At 74.8% G+C, this 18551-nt stretch carries 15 protein-coding genes and 1 riboswitch; of the genes, 10 read left to right on the top strand and 5 right to left on the bottom strand.

The features are described 5' to 3' along the window. Nucleotides 1-10 precede the first annotated feature (10 nt). The 5 genes from BLW47_RS13120 (at nt 11) to BLW47_RS13140 (ending at nt 2306) form a co-directional block, all read left to right on the top strand. Entirely contained in the window at nt 11-262 is a 252-nt protein-coding gene (locus BLW47_RS13120) for a hypothetical protein (RefSeq protein WP_091556086.1), read from the top strand. Continuing rightward, nucleotides 259-573, top strand: a complete 315-nt coding sequence (locus BLW47_RS13125; RefSeq protein WP_091556088.1) for a type II toxin-antitoxin system PemK/MazF family toxin — start codon at nt 259-261, stop codon at nt 571-573. Before BLW47_RS13120 ends, BLW47_RS13125 begins: the two co-directional genes overlap by 4 nt. Nucleotides 574-635: 62 nt before the next feature. Continuing rightward, nucleotides 636-1223, top strand: coding sequence for a molybdopterin-dependent oxidoreductase (locus tag BLW47_RS13130; RefSeq protein ID WP_217634856.1), 588 nt, complete (start codon nt 636-638; stop codon nt 1221-1223). Next, a complete protein-coding gene (locus tag BLW47_RS13135) occupies nt 1220-1954 on the top strand; it encodes a ferredoxin reductase (protein WP_217634857.1) in 735 nt (244 codons plus the stop codon). The genes BLW47_RS13130 and BLW47_RS13135 overlap by 4 nt, the downstream gene beginning before the upstream one ends. Before the next feature lie 70 nt (nt 1955-2024). Next, complete coding sequence (locus BLW47_RS13140; protein ID WP_091556094.1) at nt 2025-2306, top strand: DUF6510 family protein; 282 nt, start codon at nt 2025-2027, stop codon at nt 2304-2306. On the opposite strand, the gene gndA is transcribed toward BLW47_RS13140, so the two are convergent. Further along, on the bottom strand, nt 2303-3733 hold the full coding sequence (gndA, locus tag BLW47_RS13145) for an NADP-dependent phosphogluconate dehydrogenase (protein WP_091556096.1): 1431 nt from the start codon (nt 3731-3733) through the stop codon (nt 2303-2305). The genes BLW47_RS13140 and gndA overlap by 4 nt on opposite strands. Before the next feature lie 288 nt (nt 3734-4021). On the opposite strand from gndA, the gene BLW47_RS13150 reads away from it, so the two are divergent. From BLW47_RS13150 to BLW47_RS13160, 3 genes are all read left to right on the top strand, one after another. Then, a complete protein-coding gene (locus BLW47_RS13150; RefSeq protein WP_139307280.1) occupies nt 4022-5254 on the top strand; it encodes a hypothetical protein in 1233 nt (410 codons plus the stop codon). 199 nt (nt 5255-5453) lie between these two features. Further along, the gene (locus BLW47_RS13155; protein ID WP_245736618.1) at nt 5454-6059 is read left to right on the top strand and encodes a response regulator transcription factor; all 606 of its coding nucleotides are present in this window, start codon (nt 5454-5456) and stop codon (nt 6057-6059) included. A 137-nt stretch (nt 6060-6196) separates the two neighbouring features. Further along, nucleotides 6197-6802, top strand: a complete 606-nt coding sequence (locus BLW47_RS13160) for a response regulator transcription factor (RefSeq protein WP_091556100.1) — start codon at nt 6197-6199, stop codon at nt 6800-6802. Nucleotides 6803-6818: 16 nt separating this feature from the next. On the opposite strand, the gene BLW47_RS13165 is transcribed toward BLW47_RS13160, so the two are convergent. The 4 genes from BLW47_RS13165 to lanKC form a co-directional block, all read right to left on the bottom strand. Next, entirely contained in the window at nt 6819-8570 is a 1752-nt protein-coding gene (locus BLW47_RS13165; protein ID WP_091556103.1) for an ATP-binding cassette domain-containing protein, read from the bottom strand. Next, complete coding sequence (locus BLW47_RS13170; RefSeq protein WP_091556105.1) at nt 8567-10306, bottom strand: ABC transporter ATP-binding protein; 1740 nt, start codon at nt 10304-10306, stop codon at nt 8567-8569. Before BLW47_RS13170 ends, BLW47_RS13165 begins: the two co-directional genes overlap by 4 nt. A 73-nt stretch (nt 10307-10379) precedes the next feature. Next, on the bottom strand, nt 10380-10496 hold the full coding sequence (locus BLW47_RS13175) for a SapB/AmfS family lanthipeptide (protein ID WP_091556107.1): 117 nt from the start codon (nt 10494-10496) through the stop codon (nt 10380-10382). 32 nt (nt 10497-10528) lie between these two features. Next, nucleotides 10529-13135, bottom strand: coding sequence for a class III lanthionine synthetase LanKC (gene lanKC, locus BLW47_RS13180; RefSeq protein WP_091556109.1), 2607 nt, complete (start codon nt 13133-13135; stop codon nt 10529-10531). Between the two features lie 399 nt (nt 13136-13534). On the opposite strand from lanKC, the gene BLW47_RS13185 reads away from it, so the two are divergent. Then, entirely contained in the window at nt 13535-14566 is a 1032-nt protein-coding gene (locus BLW47_RS13185) for a S1 family peptidase (protein ID WP_091556111.1), read from the top strand. A gap of 101 nt (nt 14567-14667) precedes the next feature. Next, nucleotides 14668-14789: riboswitch (cobalamin riboswitch) on the top strand. Between the two features lie 77 nt (nt 14790-14866). Continuing rightward, nucleotides 14867-18505, top strand: a complete 3639-nt coding sequence (gene cobN, locus BLW47_RS13190) for a cobaltochelatase subunit CobN (RefSeq protein WP_217634842.1) — start codon at nt 14867-14869, stop codon at nt 18503-18505. Nucleotides 18506-18551: the final 46 nt, after the last annotated feature.

Here is an 18551-nt window from a genome sequence, read left to right on the forward strand (position 1 = left end):
CATCGCCGCTATGGCAGAGAAGGTGACGCTCAGCCTGAGCGCGGACACGCTCGCCCGGGCGCGCGCCGCCGCGCGGCACGAGGGGATCACCCTCTCGGCGTGGATGGAGCGGGCGGCGCGCCGCGAGGCGCTGCGCGACGCCGGGCGCCGCCAGGACGAGTGGCTCGCCGCCAACCCCGAGGTCCGCGACGAACTCGACGGCTTCGACCGGCTCGCCGACACCCTGGAGTCGGGCTGGTCGGATCTGACTGGCGCGGCGTGAACCGGGGCGAGATCTGGACCATCGGGGAGCGCGGCAGTATGCGCTACCGCGTCGTCGTGCTCTCCGGCAGCGCCCACAACGACCGTCCCAGCGCCTCGCCGTTCTGCGCCCCGGTGGTGCGGCAACGCGGCAGCGTCGAGCTTCCGCCCTTCGTCGTGCCGCTCGCCGAGACCGACCCGCTCTCCGGCGTGGTCGTCGTCAACCGGATGCGCCGGCTGCGCGCGTCGGCGGGCGCCGAGCGGCTGGGCATGGTGACCGGGGCGAGCATGGCCCGGCTCGGCGCCGCGATGCGGGACCTGTTCGAGCTCTGACGCCGGCCGCGGAATCCCGGCGGCGGCCCGGCGGACGGTGGTACGACTGTCGGGTGGGCATCGTGTCACCCGGCTTCCGTGGACGGCCCCGGCCGGCGGCCGCGCTGCCGCCCGGGCAGTACCTGACCGAGGACTTCCCGGTGCTCTCCGCCGGGCCGACCCCGCGCATCCCGCTCGACGAGTGGGAATTCGTGCTCACCACGGAGGAGGGGCTGGACCGGCGGTGGACCTGGCCGGAGCTGCTCGCCCTGCCCAGCGAGCGCCCCACCGTCGACCTGCACTGCGTGACCCGCTGGTCGAAGCTCGCCACCAGTTGGCAGGGAGTGTCGCTGGACACCCTCCTCGCCGACCTGCCGACCGGCGCCGGCTACGCGCTGGTGCACTGCTACGGCGGCTACACCACGAATCTTCCGTTGGCGGACCTGCGCGACGGGCGGGCCTGGATCGTGTACGGCCACGACGGCGCCGACCTGGTGCCCGAGCACGGCGGGCCGGCGCGGCTGCTCGTGCCGCACCTGTACCTGTGGAAGTCGGCCAAGTGGGTGCGGGGGATCCGGTTGCTCACGGAGGACCAGCCGGGCTTCTGGGAGAGCGCCGGCTACCACGACTACGGCGACCCGTGGCGCGAGCAGCGGTACCAGGGCGACTGACCGGTCGCCTGAGCTGGCGGGTGGCCGAGCTGGTGGCGACCCGCGGCGAGACGCCGACCGCCCGGACCCTGGTGCTGGACGTGCCCGGCTGGCCGGGGCACCTCGCCGGGCAGCACGTGGACGTGCGACTGACGGCCGCCGACGGCTACCAGGCGTCCCGCAGCTACTCGATCGCCTCCCCGGTCGACGGCGACCGCGTCGAACTCACCGTCCAGGCCGTCCCGGCCGGGGAGGTGTCGCCGTACCTGACCGGGACGTTCGCCCCCGGCGACCCGGTGGAGCTCCGCGGGCCGGCCGGTGGGTGGTTCGTGTGGCGGGACACCGACGCGGCGCCGGCGCTGCTCGTCGCCGGCGGCTCCGGGATCGTGCCGCTGATGGCGATGATCCGCGCGCGGGCCGCGGCCGGCAGCGCGGCGCCGTTCCGGCTGATCTACTCGGTGCGCACGCCCGGCCACGTCTTCTACGCCGAGGAACTGCGCCGCCGCGACCGCGACGACGCCGGGCTGAGCGTGACGTTCGCCTACACCCGTCAGGCCCCGCCCGACTGGCCGGGTCCGCCCCGACGGCTCGGCGCCGCCGAGCTGCGCGCGCACGGATGGGCCCCCGAGCTGGCGCCGCGCTGCTACGTCTGCGGGCCGACCGGCTTCGTCGAGGCGGTCGCGGAGCTGCTGGTGCGGCTCGGACACGACCCGGAACGCGTCCGGACCGAACGTTTCGGCGCGACAGCGTGAACACGAGCAGCGAACGAGCCGAGCGGGTGAGCCGGCGCGGTCGCGGGCGAAGAACAGCCCGGAGGGTGAGATGACGCAGCAGTACGTGGATGGGAACGCACTGGCCGGCCCGCTGCAGGAGATCTTCGCGGTGGACGTCACCGCGGCCAGCACGCGGTGCGTGTCGTGCGCGCTGACCGCGCCGGTCGCGAGCCTGACCGTCTACGACCACGCGCCCGGGCTGGTGGCCCGGTGCCCCGGCTGCGCCGAGGTCGTGCTCCGGGTCGTGCGCGGCCCGGAGAGCGCGTGGCTGGACCTGCGGGGCACGACCTGCCTGTGCGTGCCGATGCCCCCGCAGACCGCCGGCGGTTAGCAGAGCGTCTCGCGCCGGTCGCCGCCCCACGCGACGTGGAAGCTGCCGTCGCGGTCGACGCGCCGGTACGTGTGCGCGCCGAAGAAGTCCCGCTGCGCCTGGATCAGCGCGGCCGGCAGCCGGGGCGCGCGCAACCCGTCGTAGTAGGCCAGCGCCGAGGCGAAGCCGGGCACCGGGATGCCCAGCTCGGCGGCGGTCGCCACCACCCGGCGCCACGACTCCTGCGCCCCGCGCACCGCCTCGAGGAAGTAGTCGTCGACCAGCAGGCTGGGCAGCTCCGGCGCGCCGGCGTACGCGGCCCGGATGCGGTCGAGGAATCGCGCGCGGATGATGCAGCCGCCCCGCCAGATGCGCGCCATCGCGCCCGGGTCGATCTTCCAGCCGTATTCGGCGCTCGCCGCCTGCATCTGGTGGAAGCCCTGCGCGTACGCCACGATCTTCGACGCGTACAGCGCCTGCTCGACGTCGGCGACCAGCGAACCGGACGCGCGGCGCCCCGTGCCGAGCGGACCGGGCAGCCCGGCGGCGGCCGCGCGCAGCTCGGCGTCGCCCGACAGTGACCGCGCGAAGACCGCCTCGGCGATGCCGGTGACGGGCACGCCGAGGTCGAGCGCGCTCTGCACCGTCCATCGGCCGGTGCCCTTCTGCCCGGCCCGGTCCTGCACGACGTCCACGAACGGCTCGCCGGTCGCGGCGTCGACGTGACCCAGCACCTCGGCGGTGATCTCGATCAGGTACGAGCCGAGCCGCCCGTCGTTCCAGCCCCGGAAGACCGCGCCGATCTCGGCCGGCGCCAGCCCGTCCGCGCGGCGCAACAGGTCGTACGCCTCGGCGATCAGCTGCATGTCGGCGTACTCGATGCCGTTGTGCACCATCTTGACGAAGTGGCCGGCGCCGTCCGGGCCGACGTGCGTGCAGCACGGCTCGCCGTCGACCTGCGCGGCGATCCCCTCCAGCAGTGGGCCGAGCGACTCGTACGCCTCCGGCGCGCCGCCGGGCATGATGGCCGGCCCGTGCAGCGCGCCCTCCTCGCCGCCGGAGATGCCGGCGCCGACGAAGTGCAGCCAGCGCTTGCGCAGCGCCTCCTCCCGCCGCCGGGTGTCGGCGAAGTGCGCGTTGCCGCCGTCGACGATCAGGTCGCCGGGGTTGAGCAGCGGGGTCAGCTCGTCGATCACGGCGTCGGTCGCGGGCCCGGCCTGCACCATGATCACGATTCGGCGGGGGCGCTCGAGGCTGGCCACGAACTCCTCGGCCGACTGCGCCGGCAGGAACGTGCCCTCATGGCCGTACTCCTCAACCAGCTCCCTGGTCCGGTGGGGAGTGCGATTGTGCACCGCCACCACGTGACCGTGCCGCGCCAGGTTCCGGGCCAGGTTGCGTCCCATGACCGCGAGGCCGGTGACGCCGATCTGTGCTTTCTCCGCCATGCTGCTCCTCCGTCGATCCTGCCGCTCCGCGCAGAGGTACGGACGGGAGGGGGCGGCGGTTCGATGCCGGGTCGGGAACGCGACGACTTCGGGGCGAGACGTGACGCCAAGTCATAATTGTGTCCGAAAAATGGCACTAATTGTGCCAGAAAATGATTCTGATATGTGCATTCAGCTGTCAGAAATCCGATCGGCTACTGCTCACCCCCTGCAACCTTCCGAATACGGCGGTATGGTGTCGATCGATTGGCCAATACGGAGGGTCACATCGAGGTCATGCGTTGTGTGATGCCAGTGCGGCGGGCGCCGGGCGAACCGGGGCAGCCTGAGCGGCGCCTGTCGGCGCTGACGGCGCGCCTTGTGGTGATCGCCGGCGCCGCCGTGGGGGCGTTCCTGGCGCTCATCCTGCTCGACGAGGGTCCGGCGTACGCCGGGGAACGCCCGGCGCGGCCGGGTCTGATCGGTGGAGTGCTCGACGTCGTGGCCACGGTGCCGCGGTCGCTGGCCGGCTCGGGACCGTCGGCCGGCGATCGCATCCCCGCGGCGAGGCCGCCCGTTCCGGTCGACCCCGTCGCGCGCCGGCCCGCCCTGCCGCCGCGGGAACCCGCGCCGACCGGGCGCGTCCCCCGGGACGCGCCGGCGCGTCCCTCCATCCCGACCAGCCCCTCCGTCCCGACCCGTCCGACCGTCCCGACCCGTCCGACCGTCCCGGCCGGCCCGTCCACCCCGGACCGTCCGGGGGTCGGCGCCGAACCCCGGGCGCCCGGCGGTGCGGTGGCGCCCGGCACCTCCGATCCGGGCCGCCGCGCCCCGGCGCGCGGCGCGGCCGCGCGCCCGACCGGTGCGGCGCCGTCGGCGCCCCCGCGGGCCCCGACGGCGGCGCTGCGGGCCCTCACCGGACCGGTGATCGGGGTGACGGCGCGGCTCGCCGACGCGCTCCCGCTGCCGAGGGCTGTGACGTCCCTGGTGCTGGTCGATGTTCCCGTCGCCGTCGTCGACCTGGTCGGCACGGTGGTCGGGACCGTCGAGACGCTGGTGCCGTCCCCTCCCGACGTGCCGCTGCCGCCCGGCGGCACCGACCGGCCGCCCGATGCGCCGTCCCCGGCGCCGCTGCCCTCGGCGCCGCTGCCCCCGCGGCCATCCGGACAATCCTCACCGGACCCCGGGGCCGGCCATCGGCAGCCCGCCCCGCCGCGCCCGGCGGGTCGCGACGACGGGTTCGCCGCGGCCCTGCGGGTCTGCTGTGCCGGCGTGCGCTCCGACGGTGACGCGCCCGGCCCGCGCGCGCAGGCCTCCGTCGTCGCGCTCCGGGCGCCGGGCCCGGCCGCGCCGATTCCGTTCGGCCCCGTCGGTCGCGGGCTCGCCGGCAGCGACGTCGCCGCCCCGGCCGGCGCCCTCCAGCTCCACGCCCTGCCGGCGGCGGGGCCGTGGCTGGCCGACTCCATGTCCATCTCCGTGATCCGGCTCGCCGACACGATTCGCGGTGGCCGCTCGCCCGCGGCCCCGGCTCTTCCCGGCTGACCGTGCCCCCCGTGGCCCGGTCGGCCGCGCCGACGACCCCGTCGGTCCGACCGATGCCGATATCGCCGCCCGCGGCGGCGTCCGGCCACGTTCGTGGCCGCCACGCCGCCGACGGCGCCCGTACCCGGTGCACGTGATCGGCCCGGTGACTCCGGCCGTCCCTGTCGGCAATCCGCGAACCGAGATCGGAGAAGAGCTGGTGATCCGCATCATGATCGTCGAAGAGATGGGCTTGTTGCGGGGCGCGTTGCGCGCCGTGCTGTCGAGCGAGGATGACCTGGAGGTGATCGCGGACCTCTCGGACGGCGCGGACGTGCCGGCCGTGGCCGCGCGGGAACGGCCGGACGTGCTGCTGGTCGATCTCGAGCTGGCCGGGACGGACATGTTGGCCGTGTTGCGCCGGCTGACCGGGGAGGTGCCCGGCTGCGCCGTCCTGGCGTTGAGCCGGCAACGCAGCCCGGAGGCGCTGCAGGAGGCGCTGCTCGCCGGCGTCCGCGGCTTCATCGGCAAGGACGTGCCGCCCGCGGAGCTGGCGCGGCTGGTGCGCGCGGTCGCGCGCGGCGAACGCGTGGTCGACCCGGTCGCCGCGGTGGCCGCGTTGCGCCCGACGAGCGGTCCGCTCACCGGACGGGAGCGGGAGGTGCTCCGGGCGGCGGCGATGGGGTTGCCGTCGAAGGAGATCGCGCGGACGCTCTTCCTGGCACACGGTACGGTGCGTAACCATTTATCGGTCATATTGCGAAAGACCGGGACGCGCAACCGAATGGAAGCCATTCGCCGCGCGCAGCAGGAAGGTTGGCTGTAATGACTGTGAGTGGGCCGGTCTCCGCCCCCTGTCCGGCCCGCTCACGATTTTCGCTCAACAGGCGGACCCGTTAAGCATGTGTTTCAATATCTACAGTTAGTGATCTTCCAGTGACGGTGCCCAGTTCAGGGGGAGATGTGATCCGTACTCTGCTGGCGCTCGACGGTGCACTCGTGCGCGGTTCGCTCGCATTCGTACTCGGCGGTCAGGACGACATCGACGTGGTGGCCGAGCTCGACGGGAAAGAGCAGATCGCGCCCGCGCTCTGCTCCATGCACCCCGATGTCGCCGTCGTCGACTTCGACCTGTTCGGCGCGGAGGGCCCACCGCACTGTCCCGCCGGCACCCACCGGTCGCCGATGCTCATGCTCGTCGACCCCCGCCGCTCGCAGGCGCTCAGCCGCGTCCTGCGCACCCACGTCCGCGCCCAGACGGTGGGGTTCCTGGGCAACCACGTCCCGCCGCTGCGCGTGGTCGAGGGCGTGCGCCAGCTGTCCCGCGGTGAGCCGGTGGTCGACGCCGATCTGGTCGTCGCCGCGCTCAACAAGGAGAGCCCGCTCACGGCGCGGGAGACCGAGGTGCTGCAACTGGCGGCCGAGGGGCTGCCGGTGCGGGAAATGGCGATCAAGCTGTCGCTCGCGCCGGGCACCGTGCGCAACCACCTCTCCCGCATCCTGACCAAGGCGGCCGCCCGCACCCGCATCGAGGCCGTACGCATCGCCCGTGAGGCCGGCTGGATCTGACGCCGCCGGGCGCCGGTCAGGCGGACGTCAGCGAGGTGCCGGAGTGTCCGGCGGGTCGCTCCTGCCAGTGACCGAGCAGTTCCCGATACGCGGCCGAGCGGGCGAGCAACTCGGCGTGGGTGCCCAGCACCGGCCGGGAGCCGTCGACGATCAGCACCCGCCGGGCGCGCAGCGCGGAGCTGATCCGGTGCGCGATCACGATCAACGTCCCCGGCCGTGCCGCGAAGGCCGCCTCCACCCGCGCCTCGGTGGCCGCGTCCAGGTGACAGGTCGCCTCGTCCAGGATCGCCAGCCGCGCCGGCGACAGATAGGCGCGCACGGCCGCGATCAGTTGCCGTTCCCCGGCAGAGAGCGCCGCCGGGTCCACCGGCGCCGACAACCCACCGAACCGCCGCACCAGCGGCCGCAGCCCCAGCGCGTCGACCGCGGCGGCCAGCTCCGCCTCGTCGACGTCGCCGCGCAGGTAACGCAGGTTGTCGCCGAGCGTGCCGGTGAACACGTACGCCTCCTGCGGCACGAGCACCCGCAACGCCGCCAAGGTCGACTGCTCGAGCCCGGCGACCGGCACCCCGGTGAGGCGCACGGTGCCCGCCTGCGGCCGCAGCAGCCCGGCGGTCAGCGCGGCGAGGGTTGACTTGCCGGCGCCGCTCGGGCCCACCACGGCCAGGTGGTCCCCGTCGGGAAGCACCAGGTCGAAGCCGTCGAGCACGGGCCGCGCCGCCGGACCGTACCGGAACGTCACATCGCGCAGCTCGACGGCGACCGGGGCACGCCGCGGCACCGCCGCCGAGCGTGGGGCGTACGGCCGCGGGCGGCGTCGCGCGGTGGCCAGGATGCGGTCGAGCGTCACGGCGAAGCGCAGCCCGCCCCCGGCGACCCCCTGCACCAGGGTGTGCAGCGCCGGTTGCAGCCCGGTCGAGACGTAGACCAGCGCGCCGAGGATCGCGCCGGCGGACAGGCCGCGCCGCACCAGCCAGGGCGCCGCCAGCAGCAGCACCCCGATCGGCAGCCACCCGCCGACCGCCAGGATCAGGCTGCGCAGCGCCGCCATCCGCGCCAGCGCCCGCTCCGCCGCCTCCTGCGCCGTGATCTGCGCGCCGACCTCGCCCGCCACCGCGTCCTGCGCGCCGCACGCCACCACGTCGCGCTGGCCGGCCAACGCCGCGCTCGCCGATTCGCCGAGCCGCTCGTCGGCGCGCACATACTCGCGCTGCCGCTGCACCATCGCCGGCAGCGCGGCCCCGAACAGCGCCAGCGCGACCAGCAGCGGCCCGGCGACGATCGCGGCGACCAGCGGCGCCAGCGAGACGAGTCCGAGCAGCGCCGCCGCGGCGGCGAAGAGGAAGCCCCGGACCGCCATCACCAGGCCGCCCAGGGTGTCCCGGACGATCTCGATCTGGTGCGTGAGCCGGGCGACGGCCGAGGTGTCCGGGCGGCCGCCGGCACCGGTCGCCCGGTGCAACGCGGCGTCGACGACCCGGCGGGCGAGGTCGTCGCGGAACGGTTCGACGATCTGGCCGAGGCAGGCGAAGGCGCGGCCGCTGCCGACCGCCCCCACCACGACGGCCACGGCCAGCCACGCCAGCCACGCCAGCCCGGTCCCGGGTCGCCCGGCCAGGAAGCCGTCGTCCACCGCCCGCGCGGTGGCGTAGCCGGTGAGCAGCGCGGGCAGCGCCTCGGCCGCGGACCAGGCGGCGAGCCGCAGCACCGCGCGGGGCCGCGCGCGGAGCGCGGCCAGCGCGGCCCCGCGTACGGCGGCGGCGGTCACCGGGGATCACCCGCCGGTTCCGTCGCGGACGCGAATACGGCCCGGTAGTCCGGGTCCGCCCACAGCTCGCGGTGCGTCGCGAGCGCGCGCAACCGGCCGGCGTCCAGCCAGGCGACCAGGTCGGCCGCGGCCGCCGTGGCCGCGCGGTGGGTCACGATCAGCCGGGTACGCCCGTCGGCGTGGGCGGCGACCGCGCGGGCGATGCGGTGCTCCGTTACGGTGTCCACGCTGGAGGTCGCGTCGTCGAGGATGAGCAGCCGTTCCGCCCGCAGCGCCCGCGCCAGCCCGAGCCGCTGCGCCTCGCCGCCCGACATCGGCGCGTCCGCCAGCCGTGTCCGGTAGCCGTCCGGCAACCGTTCGACGTACCCGTCGACCGCGGCGGTCCGCGCGGCCCGCCGGATGGTGGGAAGGGTTCGTTCCGCTGCGGAAAGCGACAACAAGGGGCCGTTCCTGGCGCCCAGGCCGATCGCGTCCGCGATGGTGTCGCCGACCAGCACCGGCCGCTCGAAGCCGTACCCGACGGCGCGCCGCAGCCCCGCCCGGCTCAGCCGGGGCAGCGGGATGCCGTCGAGCAGCACCTCGCCGTCGTCGGGGTCGCGCAGCCGGCCCGCGACCGCGGCCAGGGTGGACTTACCCGCGCCGGACGCGCCGACCACGGCCACCGCCCAGCCGCCCGGCACGTGCAGCCCGATGCCGTCGAGGATCGGGGCGCCGTCGTCGTCGCGCACGGACACGTTCCGCAGCGACAGCTGCCCCGGGCCGGCCGGCAGCGTCGCCCCGCCGTGTCGCTGCGGGGGCTCGGCGAGGATCTCGGCCACCCGGGCCGCCCCGGCGCGCGCCCGGACGAGCCGGTTGAGGGTGGCCACCACCGCGCCGAGACCGGCGCCGAGCGCCGCGTACTGGATGGCGGCGAGCAGTTGCCCCGGCGTGAGCCGCCCGTGCGCGACCGACCAGCCGCCGACGGCGAGGACGGCGAGCTGGGTCAGCGGGGCGAGCGCGGCGCTGCGCGTCGCCGCGCGCGCCAGCGCGTGCCAGGTGCGTTCGCCGTGCGCGCGCAGCCGGCGCAGCGGTGCCAGCACCCGGGCGATCTCCGCCGACAGCGTGCCGGCGGCCGCGATCGTCCGCGACCCGGTCAGCGCCTCCAGCAGCCGCCCCGCGATCACCCCCTGCGTGTGCTGGTAGCCGGCGAACGCGGCCGAGGCGTCGGTGACGAAGGCCCGCATCAGCACGGCCAGCAGCAGCAGGCCGCCGAGGAACGTGAGTCCCAGCAGCGGGTCGAGCAGGCCGAGCGCGACGACGCCGCCGGCCGACGGCAGCAGGGCGGCGACTCCGAGCACGACGGTGACGCCGGCGTTTCCGGCGTCCGCGGCCTGACCGACCAGGCGCGCGACCAGGTCACCGACGGGGCGGCGGGCGGCGGCACGCGGGGGGAGCGCCAGCACGTGCCCCAGCAGCCGGGAACGCACGCGGGCGGTCGCGCGCGCGGTCGCCGAGCCGGCCGCCAGATCGCCGAGCGCGTCGGTGACGACGATCAGCGCCAGCAGGCCGGCGGCGACGACCGGCCACCGTGGCCCCTGTCCGCGCAGCGCGGCGTCCACGGCGAGCCCGACGACCGCCGGTAGCAGCAGTTCGGCCGCCGCGCCGAGCAGCGCGGCGGCCGCGAGCACCGGGAGCCATCCGCCGCCGTGCCGCACGGCCTGCCACAGCAGCGGGCGGCTGCGCGCGGCGACGGTCATCGTCCCTCCCGGAAAGCGGGTTGCCCCGGGCGGGTACGTCTACCCGCCCGGGGCAACGGCGTCAGCGACCCGGTCAGTTACAGGTCGTCACAGAGAGCGAGCTGTCGCCGCAGAGCAGCAGACTGGCCCGGCTGCCGCCGCCGTTGCCGCCACCCTTGAGCTCCATGCCCTGGAGGTCCAGAAGCGCCATCTTGGCACCATCCCTTCGAGGTGTTCTTACCTTCACCCCCGCGGTCGCGGGGGCAGCTTTGTCGCGCCGGTGAGCGGCGCGAAGAACGGGAGCGTCACCGGCTGGTCGTGCAGCGCCGCGCCCGCGGCGAGCAGGACACCGGCGCCGCCGGTGGCGAGGTCCATCGACAGCCGCAGCAGCTGCTCGCCGGGGAAGGCGAGGAAGCCGCGGTACGGCAGCGCGTGCCAGGCGAGCCGGCGTACCTGGGCGGTCAGCTCCTGGCGATCGGCCCCGGTGTCCCCGGCGGCGGCCGTGACACGGGCGGCGAGGTAGGCGATGATCCCGGCGCGGCCGGCGAACAGCCCCGACTGGGCGTAGAACGGCGACCGCGCGGCGCGCCGGATCGCGGCGGAGGCGGCGGCGAACTCGCCGTCGTGCCGGTGTCGCAGGTACTGGTCGAGCACCACGCCGATGCCGACGCTGCCGTGCGCGAGGTACGGCATCGTGCGCCACTCCTCGTTGACCTCCATCGCGCCGTCGTCGCGAACGACGCAGCGCCGCAGGTCCTGTCGCAGCGCGGTCGCGGCATGATCGAGCAGGCCGGCGTCGCCGGTCACCTCGTACAGGCGCAGGAACAGCAGCGCCGGGCCGGTGCGGCCGCGGGTCAGCCCGGCGTACGGGTGGCGCCCGCCGCTGACCGTGGCGTCGGTGTCGCTCGCGATCTGCGCGGTGACCAGCTCCGCGGCGCGCCAGGCGGCGTCGCGGAACACCGCCTCGCCGGTGCGGCCGGCGAACTCGGCGAAGTTGAGCCCGACGCCGGACAGCCCGCTGACCAGGTCGTGGCCGAGCTCCTCCCACGGCTCGCCGAGGCAGATGTCGAGGACGTCGAGCGCGTCCTGCCGCCGGTCGAGCTGCTCGAGCGCGTAGGCGACGCCGTGCAGGCCGTCGTAGAAGCCGCACCGGGTGCCGGACGGCGGGTTCAGTGCCCGCTTCACCAGCCACTCCTCGTGCTCGGGGTAGCGACCGGCCCCGGTGGCGTGCAGGGCGTGCAGAACGCCGGCCGCGCCGTACGCGAGGTTGAGCCCGCCGGTGCGGAACTGGTCGATGTCGCCGGGGAAGAGCCGGTCGTCGCGGTACGGGGTGGCGCTGGCGATGATGCCGGCGGCCAGCTGGCGACGCAGCAGCGGCCAGTCCCCGCTGTCGGGGGAGAAGTCCGCCGGTCCCGCGGTCACCGAGCGGCTGACCGCGCGCGGTACGCCGGTGATCTCGGCGACCGCCTCGTCGAGGAAGGCCGGGGGTACCGGGAATCGCGCGGCGATGATTTCGGCCAGGTGCCCGGTCTTGGCGGGCGCCAGTCGGAGCACCTGGGTCAGCGGCAGGAACAACGCCAGCCGCAGGCAGGCCAGCGCGTACCGGTCCACCGCGGCGCCGGTCCGCTCGCGGGGCGCGGCGAACGCCTGGTTGCGCAGCGCCGGCGGGGTGTCCGCGCCGGCCGGGGCGGCCACCTCGAAGTCGACCAGGGCCACGGTGTCGTCGGGCCGCACCATGATGTTGAACAGGTGCAGGTCGCCGTAGACGATGCCGCGCTCGTGGATGGCGTCGATCGCCCGCTCGACCTGCTCGTACACCCGCAGCGCCCAGGCCGTGTACGCGGCGAACCGCTCGGGCGACGCGTCCGCGTCGGTCAACGGGTAGCGCGCGACCAGAGCCCGGTTGAGGGGCTCGCCCTCGATGAACTCCAGCGCGAGGAAGTGGTGATCGCCCAGCGTGAACTCGTCGTGCACCCGCGGCACCTGCGGCACCTCCGCCAGGTGGCGCAGGTTCTCGGCCTCGCGGGCCAGCCGCGCGACGGCGTCGGCGCCGGTGGCGTCGAGTCCGGCGTGCGGGCGCGCCTCCTTGAGCACGACGGGGGTGTCCGTGCGGGTGTCGCGGCCGACGTACAGGCCGCCACCGTTGGAGAAGTGGATCACGCGCTCGATCCGGTAGGGCAGGTCGGTGGTGGTGGTGGCGTTGCGCGCGGCCAGGTGCGGGGCCAGGAACGCGGGGAGCGTGACCCAGTCCGGCACGTGGAAGACGGGGTCGCGGCGGTCCGGTACCAGCACGCCGGTCGCGTCCTCGATCGCCGGCACGACCTGGCCCTCGTCGGAGACGCAGTACCGGGCGGCGAAGCCGCCGTAGCGGACGAAGACCGGCCCGGCGCCGTAGCGCAGGTCGCTCAGGATGTACGGGCCGGGCTCGCCGTCGAGCAGCTCGGCCAGCTCCTTGCAGGCGAGCTCCAGTTCGGCCTCGTCCCGCGGATAGATGGTGACGAACTTGCCGCTGGAGCCGCGGGCGGCATACTTCGAGTTGCGCATCAGCAACATCCGCGGGCCGCGCAGGAACTTGAACGGCAACTCGCGCGGGACGCAGTAGGCCCAGACGGCGTCGAGCACCCGTTCCGCGTTGTCCAGGCACGCCGAGACGTGAATCTTCCAGCCCTGCGGCGGCAGCGAACCGCCCTCCGGTCCGTAGATCAACCAGTCGTCGCTCGGCTCCCGCGCCCACCCCGGCGGGACGGGACGCTCGGCCGCGGTGAACTGGGCGGACTTGGCGCCCGTGGTGCCGAGGGAGTCATAGAACAGCGGATCGACCGCGCAGTACGCGTCGTAGCGCTCGTCCATCGTCACGGCTCCTTCGGGTGAATCCCGTAGGTGGATTCCCTGATGCTCGATGTCATCGAGTCTGCGTGGCCCCGGGGAGCTGTTTCTAGTGTGTTAAGTCATTCCCGTGCGGTGAATGGTGCACGGTCGGGCATGACACATGTCATGGGTGGCGGCGTTGACAATCTAAATTGACGTTCCTAAATGTGCCTACCAATGAATATGTGATGTGCGCTCGAGTCGTCGGGTCATACCGCCCTGGTCATACCGCGCCTTCATGTCTTGTTAGTGATCTCGTGCATATCGATACTTACTCTCACTTGGCGCGGCCATGCCGCCCTGGATCGACGGCATGCGGCGCCGGGTTCCCTGCCGGACGCGCACACCGCGCGCGTCCTATTGCCCCCCGGGAGGCCCTGAATGAGACTCACGAGGTCATCGGTCCACCGCATCGCGATCATGTGCGCGGCCGGCGCGCTGCTCGCCACCGCCGTCGGCGTCGCCCCCGCCGGCGCCGCCCCGGCCGCCGCCGACCCGGACAGTGCCGCCACGCTGTCGGAGCGGCTCGGCGCCCGCTCCGCGGGCTCCTACCTGGACCCGGCCAGCGGCCGAATGATCGTCACCGTCACCGACGAGGCCGCGGCCCGCCAGGTGCGCGCCGGCGGCGCCGTCGCCAAGCTCGTCGCGCGGGGCGCGGCCGAACTCGACCGCGCCACCGCGGCGCTGGAGCGATCCGCGAAGATCCCGGGCACGGCCTGGTGGGTCGACCCCGTCACCAACCAGGTCGTCGTGTCGGTCGACGAGACCGTCACCGGCGCCAAACTGGCGACCGTGCAGCGCGTCGCGCGCGGCCTCGGCGGAGCGGTCCGCGTCGAGTCGACGCCCGGCACGCTGAGCACCACGATCTCCGGCGGCGACGCCATCTACACCGGCGGGTCGCGCTGCTCGCTCGGCTTCAACGTGCGCAACAGCGCCGGCACCCAGTACTTCCTGACCGCCGGCCACTGCACCAACGCCGGAACGACCTGGACCAACGGGAGCACCACCCTGGGCACGCGCGCCGGAACCAGCTTCCCCGGCAACGACTACGGCATCGTCCGCTACACCAACACGTCGATCGCCAAGCCCGGCGCGGTCGGCTCCCAGGACATCACGTCCGCCGGCAACGCCTACGTCGGCCAGTCGGTGACCCGCCGCGGCAGCACGACCGGTACCCGCAGCGGCTCCGTCACCGCCCTCAACGCCACCGTCAACTACGCGCAAGGCGCGGTGTACGGCATGATCCGCACCACCGTCTGCGCCGAGCCCGGCGACAGCGGCGGCTCGCTCTACGCCGGCACCACCGCCCTCGGACTCACCTCGGGTGGCAGCGGCAACTGCAGCAGCGGCGGGACGACGTTCTTCCAGCCCGTGACCGAGGCGCTCAGCGTCTACGGGGTGAGCGTCTACTGACGCCTCGCCCCCTCGCACCGGGCCGGCGGGCCGCCCCCGCCGGCCCGGTGTCGCGTCATCGGCCCGTCCCGTCCTGGCGTACGATCCGCGTGGCGGCAGGGAGGAACCCGGTGCGAATCCGGGGCGGTCCCGCCACTGTGACCGGGGAGCGACCCGCAGACAAGGCCACGGCCGGCGACGGCTGGAAGGCCGCGGGGAGCGACGATCCGGGAGTCAGGAGACTCCGGCCGCCGCCGCGGGCGCACCGTGCCCGCGGTGACCCTGCGAACGGGGCGCGGACCCCGACAGGAGGACCGGGCCGTGACGGCTGCCTTCGTACTCATCTCCACCGCCGACACCGACCTGCTCGCCGCCCGGGCCAGCGGCGCGCCCTGGCGGGTGGCCAACCCCGCCCGGCTCGACCCCGCCCAGCTGCCGCCGCTGCTCGCGGGTGCCGGCGCGGTGGTCGTCCGGCTGCTCGGCGGCCGCCGGACCTGGCCCGACGGGCTCGACGCGGTGCGCGCCGCCGGGCTGCCGGTGATCGCGCTCGGTGGTGAGTCCACCCCCGACGCCGAGCTGACCGCGTGCGGCACCGTACCCGCCGGGGTGGCCCACGACGCGCTGCGCTACCTCGTCGAGGGGGGTGCGGACAACCTTCGCGAGCTGCACCGCTTCCTCTCCGACACCGTGCTGCTCACCGGCGAGGGCTTCGCGCCGCCCGCCGCCACGCCCGCGTTCGGCATCCACGGCGACCTGCTGCTGAGCCCGGAGCGTCCCACCGTCGGCGTCGTCTTCTACCGCGCACACAAGCTCAGCGGAAACACCGGCTTCGTCGACACGCTGGCCACGGCGCTGCGGGAGGCCGGCGCCAACGCGCTGCCGGTCTACGTGCCGTCGCTGCGGCAGCTGGACGACGAGCTGATCGCCCTGCTGCGCCGCTGCGACGCGCTGGTCGTCACCGTGCTCGCCGCCGGCGGGACCCGACCCGCCGACGCGAGCGCCGGCGGGGACGACGAGGCCTGGTCGGCGGCGGCGCTCGCCGCCCTGGACGTGCCGGTGCTGCAGGCGCTCTGCCTCACCAGCTCCCGGGCGGCCTGGGCGGCCTCCGACGCGGCGCTCACCCCGATGGATGCGGCGATGCAGGTCGCCATCCCCGAGTTCGACGGCCGGCTGATCACCGTCCCGTTCTCCTTCAAGGAGGCCGGACCCGACGGGATCGGCGTCTACGTCGCGGACCCGGAGCGCGCGGCCCGGGTCGCCGGCGTCGCCGTGGCCCACGCCCGGCTGCGCCGGCTGCCCAACGCCGACAAGCGCCTGGCGGTCGTGCTGTCCTCGTACCCGACGAAACACGCCCGGGTCGGCAACGCCGTCGGGCTGGACACCCCCGCCTCGGCGGTCGCGCTGCTGGCCGCGCTCCGGGAGGCCGGGTACGACGTCGGTGACGCGCCGGGCGACGGTGACGCGCTGATCCACACGCTGATCGCGGCCGGCGGCCACGACGTCGAGTGGCTGACCGAGGAGCAGCTGGCGGCCGCGCCGATCCGCGTCCCGCTGCGGGACTACCGGGCCTGGTTCGACGCGCTCGACCCCGCGCTGCGCGACGACATGCTGCGGGCCTGGGGCGAGCCGCCGGGAGAGCTCTACGTGGACGGCGACGACATCGTTCTCGCGGGGCTGCGCTTCGGCAACCTCACGCTGATGATCCAGCCGCCGCGCGGCTTCGGCGAGAATCCGATCGCGATCTACCACGACCCGGAGCTGCCGCCGTCGCACCACTACCTGGCGGCGTACCGCTACCTGGCGGAGAACGTGGACGCCGTCGTGCACCTCGGCAAGCACGGCACGCTGGAGTGGCTGCCCGGCAAGGGGCTGGGGCTGTCCCGCGGTTGCGCCCCGGACGCCGTCCTCGGTGATCTGCCGATGGTCTACCCGTTCATCGTCAACGACCCGGGGGAGGGGACCCAGGCCAAGCGGCGGGCGCACGCGACGGTCGTCGACCACCTCGTGCCGCCGATGGCCCGCGCCGACACCTACGGCGACCTGGCCCGGCTGGAGCAGCTGCTCGACGAGTACGCCACCGTGCAGGCGCTCGACCCGGCCAAGGTGCCCACCGTGCGCGCGCAGATCTGGACGCTGATCCAGGCCGCGCAGCTCCACCACGACCTGCACGTCGAGCAGCAGCCCGGCGACGACGAGTTCGACGACTTCATCCTGCACGTGGACGGGTACCTCTGCGAGATCAAGGACTCGCAGATCCGCGACGGGCTGCACGTGCTCGGCGCCGCCCCGGCCGGTGAGGCCCGGATCAACCTCGTGCTCGCCGTGCTCCGCGCCCGCCAGATATGGGGCGGGCGCAGCGGGGCGCTGCCGGGGCTGCGCGAGGCGCTCGCCGCGCACGTCGGGCTCGCCGAGCACACGCTGATCGGCGACGCGTCCCGGGTCGAGGCGCCGGCCGCGCTCACCGAGCTGGTCGACGGCCCGGCCGCCACCTCCGCCGACCTCGTCGACCTGCTCGAGGCGCTGGCCCGCAAGCTCGTCGTCGGCGCCGAGACGCTGGACTGGGACGCCGACAAGATGCCGGCGGTCGTCGCCGAGGTCCTCGGCGCGTCGCCGCCGGCCGTCGAGGCGGTGCTGCGGTTCGCCGCCACCGAGGTGGTGCCCCGACTGGCGGCCACCACCGACGAGATCGGCGCGGTGCTGCACGCCCTCGACGGCGGTTACGTGCCCGCCGGCCCCTCCGGGTCGCCCACCCGCGGCCTGGTCAACGTGCTGCCGACCGGCCGCAACTTCTACTCCGTCGACCCCAAGGCGATCCCGTCGCGCAACGCCTGGGACGTCGGGCAGGCGCTCGCCGACTCGCTGCTGGCCCGGCACCGCGCCGACACGGGCGAGTGGCCGCGCCTGGTCGGCCTGACCGTCTGGGGTACCTCCGCGATGCGCACCCAGGGCGACGACATCGCCGAGGTGCTCGCGCTGATCGGCGCGCGGCCGGTCTGGGACGACGCGTCGCGCCGGGTCACCGGGTTCGAGATCGTCCCCCTGGCCGAGCTGGGCCGGCCCCGCATCGACGTGACCGTACGGATCTCCGGGTTCTTCCGGGACGCGTTCCCGCACGTCATCGCCCTGCTGGACGACGCCATCACGGCGGTGGCGGAGCTCGACGAGCCGCACGAACAGAACTTCGTCGCCGCGCACGCTGCGGCCGACGAGGCGCGGCACGGCGACCGGCGGCGCGCCACCACCCGGATCTTCGGCTCCAAGCCCGGCGCGTACGGCGCCGGGCTGCTGCCCCTGATCGACGCGCGGAACTGGCGCGACGACCGCGACCTCGCCGAGGTGTACGCGGTCTGGGGCGGCTACGCCTACGGCCGGGGCCTGTCCGGGCGGCCGGCCCGCGACGACCTGGAGACCGTCTACCGGCGGATGGCGGTCGCGGCGAAGAACGTCGACACCCGCGAGCACGACATCGCCGACTCGGACGACTACTTCCAGTACCACGGCGGCATGGTGGCGATGGTCCGTGCGCTGCGCGGCTCCGACCCGGCGGCCTACATCGGGGACTCGCACCGGCCGGAGCAGGTGAAGACCCGCACGCTGGCCGAGGAGACCAAGCGGGTCTTCCGGGCCCGGGTGGTCAACCCGCGGTGGATCGACGCGATGCGCCGGCACGGCTACAAGGGCGCGTTCGAGCTGGCCGCCACCGTGGACTACCTGTTCGGCTACGACGCCACCGCGGGCGTGGTGGACGACTGGATGTACGAGCAGCTCGCCGCGGCGTACGTCTTCGACGCCGGCGTGCGCGAGTTCCTGGAGCGGTCGAACCCGTGGGCGCTGCGCGGCATCGCCGAGCGGCTGCTGGAGGCGGCCGAGCGCGGGCTCTGGGCGGCGCCCGACCCGGCGACCCTGGACGGGCTGCGCGCGGCGTACCTGGCCGTGGAGGGTGACCTGGAGGGCGAGTGAGGGACGCGTCCGCCGCCGTCGATCCGGGGCCGGCGCGGACGATCGG

It is taken from the genome of Micromonospora pattaloongensis, assembly GCF_900107255.1.
In the GTDB taxonomy this organism is placed as follows: domain Bacteria; phylum Actinomycetota; class Actinomycetes; order Mycobacteriales; family Micromonosporaceae; genus Micromonospora_I; species Micromonospora_I pattaloongensis.

What these genes read in the sequence shown, in the direction of transcription:
- lanKC (WP_091556109.1), bottom strand. Translation starts at nt 13,135, where the DNA reads ATGGACGAGCGCTACGACGCGTACTGCGCGGTCGATCCGCTGTTCTAT.
- BLW47_RS13120 (WP_091556086.1), top strand. Translation starts at nt 11, where the DNA reads ATGGCAGAGAAGGTGACGCTCAGCCTGAGCGCGGACACGCTCGCCCGG.
- gndA (WP_091556096.1), bottom strand. Translation starts at nt 3,733, where the DNA reads ATGGCGGAGAAAGCACAGATCGGCGTCACCGGCCTCGCGGTCATGGGA.
- BLW47_RS13150 (WP_139307280.1), top strand. Translation starts at nt 4,022, where the DNA reads ATGCCAGTGCGGCGGGCGCCGGGCGAACCGGGGCAGCCTGAGCGGCGC.
- BLW47_RS13140 (WP_091556094.1), top strand. Translation starts at nt 2,025, where the DNA reads ATGACGCAGCAGTACGTGGATGGGAACGCACTGGCCGGCCCGCTGCAG.
- BLW47_RS13175 (WP_091556107.1), bottom strand. Translation starts at nt 10,496, where the DNA reads ATGGCGCTTCTGGACCTCCAGGGCATGGAGCTCAAGGGTGGCGGCAAC.
- BLW47_RS13185 (WP_091556111.1), top strand. Translation starts at nt 13,535, where the DNA reads ATGAGACTCACGAGGTCATCGGTCCACCGCATCGCGATCATGTGCGCG.
- BLW47_RS13170 (WP_091556105.1), bottom strand. Translation starts at nt 10,306, where the DNA reads ATGACCGTCGCCGCGCGCAGCCGCCCGCTGCTGTGGCAGGCCGTGCGG.